Here is a 15,544-nt window from a genome sequence, read left to right as displayed (position 1 = left end):
GGGTGGGCGTTCTACCGTGGCGCGTGTCGTGAGAGAACAGGAATCCGTGGCCTGGGTGGAGTCGCCACTACAGATGCTGTGCGCGGTCGAGGCCCACCACGCCGGGCTGCTGGGTGACCGCACGCTGGTGGTGCCGCGAGCGGGCCTGCGTCCGCTCGCCGCGACCAGGCGCGAGCTGGTGGGGCTCGCCCTGCCCGAAGGGCTGGAGCTGGCCAAGCCGCAGGAGCGCATGCCGCGCAGGCTCAACGCCGTCGGCGACGCCTTCTCCGGCAGGGTGCAGCTGCGCTGGATCACCTCACGCAGCGGCCGCGTCGTGATCGTCGACGACGGCCTGGCCACGATCAGGCTGCTCGAACTGCTGTCCTCTGGACCTGCCAAGCCGCTGCTGCGGGCCCGCGCCACTCCCAGCGCGTGGCGCGGCACGCTGGGCCTGCTCGCGGCGCTGCGGCTGCGCGCGGCCGCCAGGCGCGGCTCGCTGTCGGTCTTCACCGCCCTGCCCGTGCCCGACAAGCTGGCTGAGGCCGTACGGCAGGCGGGGGTGGGGCTCACCGGCCACGACTTCGGCTGGCTGCGCGAGCAGCCGCTAAGCGTGCCCGGACCGGCCGAGCGCACCGTCGTGCTGGGCACCTCCCTGGTCAGGAACGGCCTGGTGCACCGCGAGCGCTACCTGCACTGGCTGCGGGAGCTGGCCGAACGCGAACCGTTCGCCTACTTCCCGCACCGCCGCGAGGACCCCGTCGACCTGGCCCTGATCCGCGAGAGGCCAGGCGTCACCGTCCACGCCGCTGGGGTGCCCGCCGAGCTGACGCTGCGCGGGCTGTCGGCCGGCCAGCGGGTGCTGAGCCTTCCCTCGACCGCGATCAGCTCGCTGCGGGTGCTGCTCAGCCCGCGAGGGGTCGCCGTCGAGCCCGTGCACGTGCCGGACGACTGGTGGACCAGCCGGGCGGCGCCTTCCCTCCGTTCGCACCTGCAGATGTTCTCGGGAGCTCCCAGTTGAAGGTTCTGGCCCTGGCCGACTCCGACTCCTACCTGAAGTGGGCGGCCAGCCTGCTGGACGACCTGCCGCCCGACTGCGTGACGGAGCTGGCGGTCGTGCGCACCCCGATCACCCCCTCGGCCGAGCAGATCGCCGCCGCCGTCGCGGGCACCCGCGCCTCCGCCGTCCCCGTGCTGTCGGCCAGGGCACTGCGGAGGGCCGCCGAGCGGCTGAGGCCCGACGCGATCCTCGTGGCCTGCACAGGACCTGTCGTGGACGTGCTGGTCGCCGAGGTCTTCGACGGCCTGCGCCCGCGCCCGGTGTTCGTCACGGGGCTGCCCGGCATCTCGGTGCCCGCGACGGAGAAGGCGTGGCTCTACCGCAGCGGCTGCGACCTGTTCGTCGTGCACAGCGGGCGCGAGGTCGCCGAGTTCGGCGAGCTGGCCGCCACTCTCGGAGGGGGCGGGGCGGTGGGCCTGGCCAGGCTGCCGTTCCTGCGTGACGTCCCCGCCGTCGAGGGCGGGAACAGGGTGGTCTTCGCCACCCAGGCCAAGGTGCCCAGGCGCCGCGAGGACAGGGAGTCGATCCTGCGCGCCCTCGACAGGCTCGCCGTCTCCCGCCCCGACCTCGACGTCGTGGTGAAACTGCGAGCGCTCGAGGACGAGCGGCAGACCCACAACGAGCGCCACCACTACGAGCGGCTGTGGCGCGAGCTCGGCCTGGCCGGGCCCGTGCGCTTCGCCGCGGGCCCCATGCACGAGCATCTGGCCAGCTCGGCGGGGTTCGTCACGGTCAGCTCCACCGCGGCCCTGGAGGCGATCGCCCAGGACGTGCCGCTGCTGGTGCTGTCCGACTTCGGGGTGAACGCCGAGATGATCAACCTGGTGTTCGAGGGCAGCGGGGTGCTCGGCACGCTGGACGAGCTGGCCCGCGGCGCCTTCATGACACCCTCGCCCGAGTGGTGCGCGCAGAACTACTTCCACCCTCAGGGCGGCAGCGACTGGGTCGCGCTGCTCACCGCCCTGGTCATCGGTCCTCGCACGCCCGCGCGCTCCCTGCTCGACGGAGCCGAGCACGTCGCCGCCCGCCGCAGGGCTCGCCTGCGCGTGGAGATCCCGCCGAAGATGCTGAGGGCGGGCTACCGGGCCAAGCGACGCGTCCGCCGCTACATCAGAGCGCTCACCTGACGCTGGGCGGCAATCGGCGATCGCCTTCAAAAGGCCGCCGACGCGGATAGGAGGGCAGCATCGGCTCACGCCACTGCCACTCCTCCGCTCGGCAAAACATATGAGGATTCAGGCGATCGCCACCGGCTGATCTGTGCCGGAGTATTGTCGACGTCCGTCAGATCACCCGGCGTGAACGCCGTGGACGATGAGGAGAAGGGCTATGTCGCGGCCAAGAGGGACAGGCACGGTCTTCTCCAATCATTCGGCGTGAAGAACCTTATGATTTTGAAGGTCGTGCCTGTTCGTTCATCCGGCCAGCGTCGCACTTCGTCTCATTACCTGGGGGACAGCACGCGACCCTTGTACTGCGGGCGCTTGGTCTCCCAGTAGTGCCAGCCTTCCACCCTGGCGGGCACGTTGGCGATTCCGCTGGCGACCTTGATGTGGCGGCACGTACCGAGCACCGACCATGACGACCAGCCGATGCGGTAACCGAAGACGCGGTACCACATGTTGCCGTACATGCCCTTGCTGACCTCTCGCGTGTACGAGTGTCCGGTGAGGACCATGTGCCGCTGCTCGAGGTGGGGAACTCCCGCCCTTCGCAGGCTGCGGACCACATCCTCGGTGGTGACAGACTTCTCCCTTTCGCTCCCGGTCTCGACGTATGCGAGCACTTCGGCCTCTCGCTCGATCGACGCCGTCATCGATCCGCCGGGACCGTCGATGAAGCGGGTGCGGGGCACGAAGAAGTTTCTCGGCGAGAGTTTGTGAATCTTGTAGAAGATGCGCGGCTTGCACCGCCTCTTGTCCGTAGCGGTCGTGGTGGCGCTGGCCGCCGTCTCGTCGCCTGCGTCCCTGCTTGCCGCGTTCGCCGCCGAGGACAGGGGGGTGACCAATGCCAGAGAAAGGGAGCCGGCCGTGGCGAGCATCACCATTCTCGTCATGGAGTAACGCGCCTTCGGCTGGGCTGGAATGGCTGTGGAGTTCGTTCGAGGAGTGGGCGTGAACATGTACCGTTCCTTTCAGAATGCGACCGTGATCGCGACTGGTCCGCAAGCTGTGATGCAGCCTGTGCCTACCCACAGAGCGAGCGCTGGGACCAGGACAATGGTTGCAGTCACCGCGAGTCGCTCCACAACGCCACGCCGGAGTTGAATTCCCCGTACCGGGAAAGATCCGGTAAATGGGTGACCCTATTGGGTCATCTATCGATATGGGGGATTCCCCCTTGAATGGTGACACCTTTTGACGCCGGATCCTGGACGTCTGAAGGAAAGCGGCCATTCATGGCGATGAAGGGATATTCACTGAATTTCATAGCGGACACGGTCGCTTTGGGCCAAGTCGGACCAGAATGGGCACTCCAGACACCCAGAGGCCCCAGACAGCCCCGACACGCCGACACCCCCCTTCGGGTTGGACCAGACGCTCAGGTCGCCCGGAATCTCGGCGTGAGGCCGAGACGTTGTGCGCAACACCGACCGTCACCCGCACGGCGAGCCCAGCTTCAGGGCCCCATCGGCGGAGCGGGCTCGGCCGGTGGCCCCGCCGAGGGTGAAAGCCGTCCCGATCCAGGCGGCCGCGTTCGCGCCGTGGGTCGGGTGTGGACGGCGGCACGTAGTTCGCCGCCGCCATCGCTCACGACCATCGCGTCTGCCGCCAGGCCCGGCTGCCGCGCCACCGTGTCCCCAGCTCGCAGGCCGCGGCGAACCGGCGGGCGCGACACGTCCGTCCATGTCTGGCGAGCATCGCCTGGCTGGTCTGGCGTGGTGCCGGGGTCAGGTCGATGACGGGCTCAGGAGGTCCACGCTCAGGACGGGCGCGGGGCGCGGCGGTCCTTGCGCTGGGCGAGCTCCTCCTCGTCCACCAGCGTGAGCATCGGCTTGCCAGGCTCGCACAGCATGGTGACGGTGAATCGGAGCGGGATGTCGTCGCGGTTGTTGCCGTCCTGGTAGTGGATGACGTCGCCGCCCGGCTCCCAGAACGCCTCCCCTGCGCGTACCACCCGCTCCGGCTCGCCCTCCACCTCCAGCAGCATCTCGCCCTCCAGGACGAAGCCGAACGCGGGCCCGGAGTGCCGGTGCGGCGGCGTGCCGGGGTCACCGGGCGGAAACTCGATGACCACGGTCATGGCGTGCGCACCCGCAGGGATGAACGGCGGTTCGGCCTCCTGCAGCACGGTCAGCGCCGTCTGCCACGCGGTCGATCGCGGCTTGGGACTGCTGTCAGTCATGGGAACCACCTCTCGTGAGCTACGGGCAGCAGCCAGGGCTACTTCCCTGTCGCGTTCCGGCCTGGCCAGTCGCTGTAGCGGATCTCGCCCAGGGTGGCGCCGTCACCCGGAACCAGCGTCCGCTCGCCCGGCGTGCTTCCGAAGTAGAGCGCGTGCGGGTCGGTGACCACCTCGCGCGGATCGTTCCAACCGGCCAGCGCCTCGCGGAAGAACTCGTCCATGCGGAACTGCTCGGGCCCGGCGACCTCGACCCTGCCGTTCAGCGGTGAGCCCACCGCGACCCTGCCGACCGCCCGCGCGACGTCGTCGCCCGCGATGGGCTGGAAGCGCACGGGCGCGATCCGTACCTTGTCGTCGTCCGTGGCCTCATCGGCGATGCCCCGGACGAACTCGAAGAACTGGGTCGCGTGCACGAGCGAGAACGGCCTTCCCGACTTCTCGATCAGCTGCTCCTGGGCGATCTTCGCCCGGAAGTAGCCGTTCTCAGGCATCCGCTCCGTCCCCACGACCGACAGCGCGACGTGGTGACCGACGCCGGCCGCCGCCTCCGCCGCGAGCAGGTTGCCGGTGGAGGTCTCGAAGAACTCCAGCACCGCGGCGGGCTCGAAGGACGGCGAGTTCGACACGTCGATCACCACCTGCGCGCCCGTCAGCACCTCTTCCAGCCCTTCGCCGGTAAGGGTGTCGACCCCGGTGTTCGGCGACGCCGCCACGGCCTCGTGACCGTGCTCGCCCAGCTTCGTCACGAGCTTCGACCCGATCAGGCCGGTTCCGCCGACTACCACGATCTTCATGGCAAATCCTCTCTGTCCGCCGGGGCACGTGTCGCCGACCGGTCGCCAGCTAAGACAGGGCAGCCCCCGGTCTTGTGACAACCGCCGCGAGATTCTTTTCCTGGCCGGGGACGAAGCCCTCGTCAACGACCGGGATCCCTGCCCCGAACGCACCCGCTGACCTGCGACGAGACTGGTGGTGGCGCGAAGTCCATGACCGGCTCAGCGGCGAGTCGCTCATCGACGCGGACAGAGCCGCCAACCCGAACGAGGCCAGGACGCGCCTCGACGCCACCTACGCACCCCATCAGGCGTGGGCGATCCCGGAGCGGCTGCGGGCGAAACGTTCTCCAAGCGGCGCTCGGCGACGTGCCCAAGTCGGCGCCAGCAAGCTGCGCCCGGATCATGATCGCTTGTTTCAGGTGGGCGAAGAGCAGCTTCGCGTCGTTCAGGGTCGCGTCGCTCCAATCCGCGCCGACCAGGTTCGTGCTCGTCACATTCGCCGCGCTCATGTCCACACCGTTGAGATAGGCCCTCGGTAGCAGCTCCAGCCCGTGAAGATCGACGCCGGTGAGGTCGAGGCGGCGCTTGGCTTTGGCGGCTGGGTCGAGCGAGGTGAGCACGTTGATCGCAGCCGCTACGTCCACCAGTGCCTGGCCCCTGACGACCTGGGATTTCGGCGGGTGGGCGTGGATTATGACGCAGGAAGTCAGCACCTCCATGATGGTGGGCCGGTCGCGTGCCGAGTTTTTGGCCAGTCTTTGGTCAGCCGCTCGAGCGCGTGGATGCCGCCGAGGCGAACGTCGACGCTGGACGAGCCAGCTGCTCCACCGCCTCGGTGTAGCGGTGGGTGACCTGGCCTTCGCGACGGCGTCCAGTGTTTCCAGTGTGCGTGCGGTGTAGACGAGTCCGGCACCGGTGAAGACGAGGCCGCCGACCACCGCGAGCTCTTTAGTGTGTTCCATGTGGGGGTTCGCGCGTGGAGAAGCGTCGCGAACCTCGGCCTATGTCCTTCGGGGCAGATGGTCGGGCGCGAACAGCAGCGCGGGCACTTGTCTGATCTCGCTGAGCTGACGCGCCCGCTTCTCCAGCCGCTCCAGCGCATCCGACGTCGACGGACACGCCTCCTGCGTCAGCCCGTCCAGGATGCGCCGCACCTGCACCGGCTCAAGCATCTCCCGACCACACGGCCTCCAGCTCGCGGAGTGTGCCGCGTAGGAGATCGGCCTCCAGCCTGAAGACCGGCTTCCGCGAGTACCCTCTGCTGCGCGTCCTGCTGCCGCCACAGCAATGCCTCGTGCCGCACATCGTCCGCGATGCCCGGCCAGGTCGGGCCGCTCGTCACGGCGTCCCCGCCGCGTCCGCTTGGGAGCACCTACCACTGGAACTGCCAGGATTGGTTGATACGCCAATGGACATATGACTTGTTCGGGAAGCAGTCCCAGATCTGCAAGGGAGCGTTATCGGGCGGCAGGACGGCCCTGGCGACGGAGGCGGGGTTGTGGACGTCGAAGCACCTGCCGCTACTGACGCTTACGAGACGTGTGATGCCCTCATTGGGGCCCTTGTAGAACGACTCGATCCGCCATTGCTGGTTGGGGCCTCCATGGCAACCCCACAGGATTACGGGCGTGCCGTTCGTCCTATCACCGCGCGCGACATCCAGGCAGAAGGTGTTATTCGCGCCGAACCATTTGATCTGCTTCGCTCCGCCTGCTCCCGGCAGGTCCTCGAAGATGAAGGAGTCGTAGTTGCTGCGGCTCAGCCGGATGCGTGAGCCGAGGACGCAGCTGGGATCCTCGATGTTATAGGCGCATCCGCGAGGCTCGTCGACCATGATTGGCCAGCCCCTCCACTTGTTGGTGATCCAGGTGGTGGGTTGATGGCTGTCCGCGAGCGCCGGAGGTGACCCAGCGATGAACACCAACGATGCGCTGATCGCGTTCAGGCAGGCCTTGGGTTTCGACATGTCGATTCCCCCTGTCGCTCTTGTCGCAGGGATGCGCCGCCTAAGGGGGGCCGGCAAGATTCGGGAATTCGATATCGCCAGTATATCGGAGACCATCTCGCTACGGGCCAAAGCTCACTCAATATCTCACCAAGACGACTACTGGGTGAGATCTGACTAATTTATGACATTATCGTTCAATGTCCCGCGAAATTTCAGGCGCATGACACTAGCGAGGAGCGGCATGGTGGGGCGCGCCTTCGGCGCGCCGGGATCGCGGGACGTCGCAACGCCGTCCGCCACGTGACCCTCCGGCCGCACCGCAGGAGAATCTTCCGGGGCTGTCACCCCCGCTGGGCTGTCCTTGCTGCTCGAGGGGTAGACGCAGGTGACAGGTCCAGGGTGGGGACTGGAAGGATGGGGTCGCCGACGGCGTGCGGCCAGGTGGGGGGCGAGGGCGATGGCGGTGACGGACGCCGAATCGGGTGGTCCTGAGGATCTCGAGCAGGCCACAGCGGTGTTCACCGGGGTGCGGCCGCGCCTGTTCGGAATCGCGTACCGCATGCTGGGCAGCGCGGCCGAAGCCGAGGACCTGGTGCAGGACGTCTGGCTGCGCTGGCAGGCGTACGACCGCGCCACGGTGGACAGCCCGGCCGCGTTCCTGGCGACGACGACCACGCGGCTGGCCATCAACGCCGCCCAGTCCGCCCGTGTCCGGCGCGAGACCTATCTCGGCCCGTGGCTGCCCGAACCGGTCGACACCGGCGCGGACCCCTACCTCGGCGCCGAGCGAGGCGAGGCCCTGGAGTTCGCGGTGCTGCTGCTCCTGGAGCGGCTCTCGCCCACCGAACGAGCGGCGTACGTGCTGCGGGAGGCGTTCGACTACCCCTACCGGCAGATCGCCGACATCGTCCAGCTCAACGAGGCGGCGGTCCGCCAGCTGGTCAGCAGGGCCCGCAGGCGCGTTCTCGTCGAGCGTCGCGCGCCCGTGACAGGAGCCGAACAACGCAGGCTGCTGACCGCCTTCGTCGCCGCGGCCCGCTCCGGCGACCTGACCGCGCTGGAGGAGCTCTTCGCCGCGGACGTGACCAGCTACTCCGACGGTGGCGGCGCCGTGCGTGCCTCTCGTTTCCCCGTGGCGGGCGCGTCGCGGGTCGCCAAGTACGTCAAGGCGTTCGCGGGCCACTTCTGGTCCGGAGTCGACGTGGGCTGGGCGAGCATGAACGGCCAGACCTCCGCCCTGCTCAGCCGCGACGGACAGGCGTTCGCCGTCCTCACGGTCAACGCCTCGGAGCAGGGCATCGACCAGGTGCTGTGGATGATGAACCCGGCCAAGCTCACCGCGGTGTCCATTCCGCCTGACGCGCCGCGACCCGCGCAGGGCTCATGATCCCGCACCGCCCGCGCCGTCCGTGGGGTTCGCCCACTCCGCCGAGGCAGGCGGCCCACCACGCCGCCCGGCGCATGGCTCGCCTGCGCGCGCAGGTCCCGCCCAGGATGGCCGAGGGCGGGGCTGCCGCGCCAAGTACAGGTGACCGTCCACGACCTGCTTCGTGAAGCCCACCTGCCTGCCCGGGCCGGGTCGCACGCGAGACATCTTGCCGGTGACCACGACCTTGTCGCCGGTGAGCAGGGTCACGCCGTCGGTTCCGCCCGCGCCTGGCCGCTCGGCGGCGGCTCCCGGGCCTGGCGCGGGGATGATGCCGATGGTGGCCGCCAGGAAAGCCTGGACGAGGGCGATTCTCACGTACATGGAGCGCCCTCGCCGTCCTTCTTGGCTGAGAAAGAGTCACAAGAGGGTGGATGTGCGGCTGCCGCCTCCTGTTACAGGAGTCAGCTGAGAGAGCGGGCCAGGCGGCGGCGCAGGCGTGCGAGGGCGCCGGCGTCCCCGGCCGCCCGCCCGCCCGGTGCCAGGCCGAGCGCGCCCAGACGCTGCCTCTTGAAGTAGCGCTCCGTGCCGTGCTCGGACAGGTAGGCCTCGGCGACGGGGCGCAGCTCCGGATAGGCCTCGCTCTGCATGCAGTAGCCCACCGCGCCCGCCAGCTCGGAGATCTCCACAGCGGGCGGCGTCTCCAGCTCGCCCGCCTGCGACAGCCTGGGCAGCAGCGCGTCGATGATCGTGGCGGGGATCCTGTTGCTGTTCTCGTACGGCGTGAGCCGCTCCAGCACCAGCGGAGTGCCGTACGAGGCGACCCGCAGCCCGAAGTAGCGCGAGGCGGTGACCAGCCCCGTCGAGAAGCACCCCACGACCAGCTCGGGACGCAGCGCCGAGAAGACCACCTCGGCGGGCACGCTCTCGCCCGCGACGACCAGCCGCACACCCAGCTCCTGCGCGCTGGCCCGCAGCAGCCGCGTGTGACGGCTGCCGGCCGCCGGGTGCGGCTTGAACACCACGCTCCTGTGTCCCCTCGCGACCAGGGCGCGCAGCATCGCCTCGTGCAGCTCGTGCTCCTGCTCGGGCGTGACGATGTCGAGCGACGACAGGTACTGCCCGAGGATGACCGCCTCGCCCGCCAGCATGTCGGGCGCGGTCACCGCCACCTGGTTGACCACCTCGAGGAAGGCGTCGGAGTCGATGAGCTCGGGCCGCACGCCGTGCTCGGACAGCAGCAGGGGCGTCAGCCCCGGCACCAGGTCGAGGTGGAGCAGGCGGGTGACGCGGCGGAAGATCTCGGCGGGCAGCGGGTCGCGGGTGGGCCCGTAGCTCATCAGCCCGTCGGAGTAGACGGTGATCGGGCAGTCGCGCACGAGCCCCGCGATGGTCCGCGCGGGCGGCACCGCGATGGACTCGACGACCAGCTCCTCGACCCGGTCCAGGCCCAGCGCCTCGGAGACCAGTCTGCTGATCATCGGCACCTCGATGACGCGCGCCTTCCAGTCCGAGGGATGCAGCGGCGCGATCAGCTCGTTCCACGAGCGCACCCCGTCGAAGCGGGAGCGCAGCGCGGCGAAGCCGGGCGTCTGGTCCAGCGGCGTGGACACCTCGGGGACCAAGGTGTTGGTGGAGACGACCAGCACCCTGCGCCCGCCCTCGCCGAAGCGCCCCGCGTCGATCGCCGCCGCAAGGGACATCGCCCCGAAGAGCGTCGAGGCGTAGAAGACCCGCGTCACGCTTCCTCCCTCCGCACCCGCGCGCCGGCGGGGATCTCAGGGAGCAGGGCGCGCAGCGCCTGCTCGCGCTCGACCGACATGCGCGGCACGGCCGCGGCGACCAGGTCGGCGGGCAGCGCCCGCACCATCGCCGCGCCCCGTGCCTCGAACCGCCGCCGCAGTTCGGGGGTGAACCGCTCGGCGAGCTCCAGATGGTGGGCCAACAGCGCGCAGAAGTTGCGCACCGCCTTGGGCATGAACTCCGGCTCCAGGTCCTCGAAGACGAGGTCGAAGGCGTCGAAGAAGTGCAGCTGCCGTTCGTCGCCGATCTGTGTGAGCGACCCCTGCACGCCCCGCCGGTAGAACAGGCCGGCCATCGACACCACCGCGAACGAGGCGGCCTTCCTGTGCAGCCGCCAGATCCACGGCCTGTCCTCGGCCGTGTGCAGCGAGCCGGGGAAGCGCAGCAGGTCACCCAGCGTGCGGCGGTAGATCCCCGCCCACGCGTAGGGGTAGTCGACCATCGTCCTGACATCGGCGGGCAGGATCGTCTCCCGCGGGTTGAGCACCAGGCCCCTGCGCGCCTCAGGGGCCCGGTGCACCACCCGCTTACGTCCCTCGACCTGCACGTGGTCGGTACGGACGAAGTCGCAGCCGAGCCCGTCGATCGCGGCGACGAGCCCGGACAGGTAGCCGGGGGCGAGCCAGTCGTCCCCGTCCATGAACGTGACATAGGTGCCGGAGGCCAGCTTCAGCCCGGTGTTGCGCGCGTCGGCCAGGCCCACGGGCGTGGGATTGCGCGCCAGCGAGAGCCCGGGCACCTCCGACTCGGCGACGATCGCGGCGGTGTCGTCCACCGAGCCGTCGTCCACCACGATGAACTCGAAGTCGCGCCTGGCGTTGCGGGCCAGCGAGGCGAGCGCGTCGGAGATGAAGCGCTCGCCGTCGCGGACGGGGACGACGACCGAGAGTGTGATCACACCGTGACCCTGCGGAGCCTGGCCTTCGGCGCCTCCTCACCGGGGAAGACACGCTTGACGCCGTCGCCCATGGCCTGCTCGATGATCCTGATGTCGCGCACCAGGTGCTCCAGACCCGCGGGCTCCAGGGAGGCGGCGTGGTCGGAGCCCCACATCGTGCGGTCGAGCGTGATGTGCCGCTCGACGGTGACCGCGCCGAGCGTGACGGCGGCCAGCGAGATCTGCAGCCCGCGCTCGTGACCCGAGTAGCCGACCGGCACGCCGTACCGCTCCTTGAGGGTGGTGATGGCGCGCAGGTTGGCCTCCTCCGGCGGCAGCGGGTAGGTGGAGGTGGCGTGCATCATGATCAGCTTGTCGGTGCCGAGGATCTCGACGGCCTGGTCGATCTCGCTCAGCGTGGACATGCCGGTCGACAGGATGAGCGGCTTGCCGGTCGAGGCCAGGGCGCGCAGCAGCTCGTGGTCGGCGACGCTGGCCGAGGCGATCTTGTGGACGAGGACGTCCATCTCCTCGAGGAACTCCACCGACGGCACGTCCCACGGCGAGGCGAACCAGTGCAGGCCCCGCTCGTCGCAGTACTTGGCGATCTGGGTGTACTCGTCGCGGCCGAACTCGGTGCGCTCCTTGTACTCCAGGTAGGTCATCTCGCCCCATGGCGTCTGCCTGATCTGCGAGCGCTGCTCGAGAGGCACGCAGATCTCCGGCGTGCGCTTCTGGAACTTCACCGCCTGGCATCCGGCGTCGGCCGCCACGTCGATGAGCCTGCGAGCCAGGTCCAGGTCGCCGTTGTGGTTGATGCCGATCTCGCCGATCACGTAGACGGGCTGGCCGTCGCCGACCAGCACGTCGCCGATCGCGACGGGCTTGGGGACGCCGAGCCTGAGCGCGGCCTTGGGGGCGGTGGGCTCGGGAAGCTCGGGCCTGGCCGCCAGCACCCTCTCGCACAGCTCCCTGACGGCGCCGTCGCCGCCCTGCCTGGTGAGCACGACCCGCGCCGCCGCCCGCACGCGGGGGTGCGCGTCGGGCACCGCGATCGGCCAGCCGACCAGCGACATCGGGCCCAGGTCGTTGACGTCGTTGCCCACGTACGCCACGCGGGCGGGGTCGAGACCCTCGATGGTCAGCCAGTCGCGCAGCACGGTCCGCTTCTCGGCGAGGCCCTGCAGCACGGGAACGCCCAGCTTGCGGGCGCGGGCGGCCACGACGGGGTTGTGCTCGGTGGACATCACCAGCAGCTTCACCCCCGAGCGGCGAAGCAGCGAGACGCCCATGCCGTCGGAGCGGCTGACCAGCACCATCTCCCGGCCGTCCGAGTCGACGTAGGCGCGGTCGTCGGTGTGCACGCCGTCGAAGTCGGTGATGACCGCGTCGACGTCGATCGGCTCGGGCAGGTCGACCAGCGGCGCGAGCGCTCTCACGATCTCCAGGTCCTCGGGGTCGTCGATCTCGATCGCGTGACGCGTGGGCACCTGCTGGACGGTGACGTCGCCGAAGAAGCGGTGACCGTGCTCGCGCAGGCCCTGCGTCCTCATGACGTAGAAGGCGCCCGTCTCGCGGAACTCGGGCGCGCGGTCCTGCCGCATCTGCCGGCTGGAGCGGTCGTGGTTGACCCCCTCGCCCTCGGGCGTCCAGAGGAAGGCGTGGTTGGACACGCCGGACAGCACCGCGTCGGCCTCGCCCTCGAGCACCTTGCGCACAGCCTCCGACAGGTCGGCGGGGTCGATGAAGGCGCTGGTGCACTGCACGAGCACGACGACCTCGGGCTCGACCGCGAGGGCGTCGAGGGCGTGCAGCAGCGCGCTCTCGCTGGAGGCGGAGGCGCCCGACAGCTCGGCCGGCCGCTCGACGACCGTGGCGCCCGCCTCGCGGGCGGCCTGCGCGATCCCCGCGTGGTCGGTGCTGACCACGACCTGGTCGATCAGCTCGGCGCGCTGGGCCGCCTTCACGGCGCGCGCGACCAGCGGAACGCCGCCCACCTGGGCGAGGTTCTTCAGGGGAATGCCCGCCGAACCTCCGCGGGCGGGAATGACGGCGAGGACTCGCAACGTGGCTCCTTGAATTGCTTGAGGTGCCATGGAAGCTAGTCACACCATCCGACCGGGCCGGGGATCGGAGCTGAACTCCCTGTTAACGTTGCGTGCGGATCCGGTAGAGCAGCTCGGGACGGCCCACGCCGCCGTACTGCGGCACCCGGTCCGCGCTTCCCGTGTCCACCAGGTGCTCCAGGTAGCGCCGCGCGGTCACCCGCGACACCCCGATCGCCGCGCCCACGGCCTGCGCGCTCATCGGCGACCTGCGCAACTCGGCGCAGACCGCGTCGAGGGTGTCCTGCGTCATCCCCTTCGGCAGCGAGGAGTGACCCCTGAGCGTGGCCAGCGCCCTGTCGACGTCACCCTGCCCCGTCACCTCGCCCTCGCTGGCCCTGAAGTCCGCGTAGCGGAGCAGCTTCTCCCTCAGCGTCGCGAACGTGAACGGCTTGAGCAGGTACTGCGCCACGCCCAGCGACACCGCGTTGCGCACCACGGCCAGATCGCGGGCCGAGGTCACCACGATCACGTCGCAGGCCAGCCCAGCCGCCCTGACGGCCCTGCACACCTCGAGCCCGTGCATGTCGGGCAGGTAGAGGTCGAGCAGGATCAGGTCGACCTCGCTCCTGCGGAGGAAGCGCAGCGCCTCCCCGCCCGACCTGGCCACGCCCGCCACCGTGAAACCCTCCACCCGCTCCACGAACAGGCGGTTGGCCTCGGCGGTGACCTCCTCGTCCTCGACGACCAGCACCCTGATCACAGCGGCAGCCTCACCGTGAAGACCGAGCCCGCCACCTCGATCGTGCCGCCGAGCTGCCGCACCGCCTGCCCGACCAGGGCCAGGCCGAGCCCTCTGCCGTCGCCCTTGGAGGTCCAGCCCTTGCCGAAGGCCGCGGGGTCGGGCAGGCCGGGCCCGTCGTCGGACACCCTGATCACGAAGGTGTCCGCGTCGGCCCTCAGGTGCACCTCCACCCTGCTCGCCGCCTCGATCGCGTTGTCGATGAGGTTGCCCACGATCGTCACCACCCTTCGGGAGTCGAGGTTCAGATCGTCGAGCTCGCTGTCGGGGGCGATGACCAGCTCGGTGCCGCGCTCGGCGGCCTCGGCCGACTTGCCGAGCAGCAGGGCGGCCAGGACGGGCTCGCGCACCGCGCCCATCACCCTGTCGGTCAGCTCCTGGGCGGCCCTGAGCTCGGCCGTTCCGAAGGCGACGGCCTGCTCGGTCCTGCCGAGCTCGACCAGGGTGATCACGGTGTGCAGCCGGTTGGCAGCCTCGTGCGCGGCGGCCCTGAGGGAGTCGGCGAACCCGCGCTCGGCGTCGAGCTGGCCGGTGAGGGCCTGCAACTCGGTGCGGTCGCGCAGGGTGACGACGGCGCCGAGGCGGCTGGGCGCGACGTCGACGACCAGGACGCGCTCGCCGACGAGGTGGACCCGCTCCCGCACGGACGTGGGCTCGCCTTCCCCGCCTGGCGCGACCGGCGACGTCGGTGCGCTTCCCCCGGATGGGGCGGGTGGAGACGACGGCTCGCCGGTCTCAAGGGGGAGGGGCAGGACCAGGTCGGCGATGCCCAGGTCGCGCACGTCGCGGCCCTCGGCGTCGGACGGCAGGCCGAGCAGGGTGCGCGCGCCGTCGTTGCACAGCGTCAGCGTGCCGTCCCTGGCGACCAGGAGCAGCCCCTCCCTGACCGCGTGCAGGATGGCGTCGTGGTGCTCGTGGATGCGTCCCAGCTCCACCGGACCGAGGCCGTGCGTCTGGCGGCGCAGCCTGGCCCCCACCAGCCACGTGCCGCCCGCACCCACCCCGAGGCCCACGCCCCCGACCAGCGCCGCCCACGCGATCTGCTCGCGCAGCCTCGCGTCGATCCTCTCGACCGTGATGCCCGCGCTGACCAGGGCGCGGACGCCCCCGCCAGGGTCCTTCACGGGGACCACGGCGCGGGTGGAGGGGCCGAGCGTGCCGGTGTAGGTCTCGGTGAACGTCTCGCCCAGCAGCGCGCGGTCGATGTGGCCGAGGAACAGGCCGCCGATCTGCGACGGGTTGGGGTGGGTGTAGCGCCGTCCAGCGGTGTCCATGATGGTGACGAAGTCGACGCCCGTGGCGGCGCGGACCCGCTCGGCGTACGGCTGCAGCCGTGCCGAGGGGTCGGGGGCCGCCAGGGCGGACAGCACGTCGGGTGAGACCGCCACGCTCTCCGCCACGGCCAGCGCCCTGCCCTCGGCCTCCTCGACGAGCAGGTCGCGCGTCTGCACCAGCGTGAGCGTGACCGCCCCCGCCAGCGTCACCACCACGACGGCCAGTTGGAGGACCAGCATCTGTTTGGCCAGGCTCCAGTCACGCACAGACG

The 15,544-nt window shown here is 70.2% G+C and carries 15 protein-coding genes; 3 read left to right on the top strand and 12 right to left on the bottom strand.

Annotated features, from left to right (window positions below):
• Positions 1-28: 28 nt before the first annotated feature.
• The gene (locus FHR33_RS09850) at positions 29-997 is read left to right on the top strand and encodes a hypothetical protein (protein WP_312895445.1); all 969 of its coding nucleotides are present in this window, start codon (positions 29-31) and stop codon (positions 995-997) included.
• A complete protein-coding gene (locus FHR33_RS09845) occupies positions 994-2,163 on the top strand; it encodes a DUF6716 putative glycosyltransferase (protein ID WP_183645651.1) in 1,170 nt (389 codons plus the stop codon). Before FHR33_RS09850 ends, FHR33_RS09845 begins: the two co-directional genes overlap by 4 nt.
• Before the next feature lie 317 nt (positions 2,164-2,480).
• On the opposite strand, the gene FHR33_RS09840 is transcribed toward FHR33_RS09845, so the two are convergent.
• From FHR33_RS09840 to FHR33_RS09815, 6 genes are all read right to left on the bottom strand, one after another.
• A complete protein-coding gene (locus FHR33_RS09840) occupies positions 2,481-3,092 on the bottom strand; it encodes a hypothetical protein (protein WP_183645650.1) in 612 nt (203 codons plus the stop codon).
• An 866-nt stretch (positions 3,093-3,958) separates the two neighbouring features.
• A complete protein-coding gene (locus tag FHR33_RS09835) occupies positions 3,959-4,381 on the bottom strand; it encodes a cupin domain-containing protein (protein ID WP_183645649.1) in 423 nt (140 codons plus the stop codon).
• Positions 4,382-4,419: 38 nt separating this feature from the next.
• Complete coding sequence (locus FHR33_RS09830) at positions 4,420-5,175, bottom strand: SDR family oxidoreductase (RefSeq protein WP_183645648.1); 756 nt, start codon at positions 5,173-5,175, stop codon at positions 4,420-4,422.
• Between the two features lie 122 nt (positions 5,176-5,297).
• Positions 5,298-6,119, bottom strand: a complete 822-nt coding sequence (locus tag FHR33_RS09825) for a pentapeptide repeat-containing protein (protein WP_183645647.1) — start codon at positions 6,117-6,119, stop codon at positions 5,298-5,300.
• 39 nt (positions 6,120-6,158) lie between these two features.
• The gene (locus tag FHR33_RS09820; RefSeq protein ID WP_183645646.1) at positions 6,159-6,329 is read right to left on the bottom strand and encodes a hypothetical protein; all 171 of its coding nucleotides are present in this window, start codon (positions 6,327-6,329) and stop codon (positions 6,159-6,161) included.
• Between the two features lie 200 nt (positions 6,330-6,529).
• On the bottom strand, positions 6,530-7,123 hold the full coding sequence (locus FHR33_RS09815) for an RICIN domain-containing protein (protein ID WP_183645645.1): 594 nt from the start codon (positions 7,121-7,123) through the stop codon (positions 6,530-6,532).
• Positions 7,124-7,568: 445 nt separating this feature from the next.
• Between FHR33_RS09815 and FHR33_RS09810 the strand changes: the two genes are divergently transcribed.
• On the top strand, positions 7,569-8,492 hold the full coding sequence (locus FHR33_RS09810) for an RNA polymerase sigma-70 factor (RefSeq protein ID WP_312895444.1): 924 nt from the start codon (positions 7,569-7,571) through the stop codon (positions 8,490-8,492).
• Here FHR33_RS09810 and FHR33_RS09805 read toward each other — a convergent pair.
• From FHR33_RS09805 to FHR33_RS09780, 6 genes are all read right to left on the bottom strand, one after another.
• Positions 8,487-8,855 carry a hypothetical protein gene (locus tag FHR33_RS09805; RefSeq protein ID WP_183645643.1) on the bottom strand — a complete coding sequence of 123 codons (369 nt, stop codon included), beginning with the start codon at positions 8,853-8,855 and terminating at the stop codon, positions 8,487-8,489. The genes FHR33_RS09810 and FHR33_RS09805 overlap by 6 nt on opposite strands.
• 80 nt (positions 8,856-8,935) lie before the next feature.
• On the bottom strand, positions 8,936-10,213 hold the full coding sequence (locus FHR33_RS09800) for an alpha-2,8-polysialyltransferase family protein (RefSeq protein WP_183645642.1): 1,278 nt from the start codon (positions 10,211-10,213) through the stop codon (positions 8,936-8,938).
• Positions 10,210-11,172, bottom strand: a complete 963-nt coding sequence (locus FHR33_RS09795; RefSeq protein WP_183645641.1) for a glycosyltransferase family 2 protein — start codon at positions 11,170-11,172, stop codon at positions 10,210-10,212. The genes FHR33_RS09800 and FHR33_RS09795 overlap by 4 nt, the downstream gene beginning before the upstream one ends.
• Entirely contained in the window at positions 11,169-13,217 is a 2,049-nt protein-coding gene (locus FHR33_RS09790) for an N-acetylneuraminate synthase family protein (protein ID WP_246451720.1), read from the bottom strand. The genes FHR33_RS09795 and FHR33_RS09790 overlap by 4 nt, the downstream gene beginning before the upstream one ends.
• An 82-nt stretch (positions 13,218-13,299) precedes the next feature.
• Positions 13,300-13,959 (bottom strand): response regulator, encoded by a 660-nt coding sequence (locus tag FHR33_RS09785; protein ID WP_183645639.1) that lies wholly within the window; start codon positions 13,957-13,959, stop codon positions 13,300-13,302.
• A complete protein-coding gene (locus FHR33_RS09780; protein ID WP_312895443.1) occupies positions 13,956-15,539 on the bottom strand; it encodes an ATP-binding protein in 1,584 nt (527 codons plus the stop codon). The genes FHR33_RS09785 and FHR33_RS09780 overlap by 4 nt, the downstream gene beginning before the upstream one ends.
• Between the last annotated feature and the right edge of the window lie 5 nt (positions 15,540-15,544).

It is taken from the genome of Nonomuraea dietziae (assembly GCF_014195505.1).
Taxonomy (GTDB): Bacteria; Actinomycetota; Actinomycetes; order Streptosporangiales; family Streptosporangiaceae; genus Nonomuraea; species Nonomuraea roseola.
The sequence above is the reverse complement of the archived record's forward strand: the minus strand, read 5'-3'. Positions and strand labels throughout refer to the sequence as shown.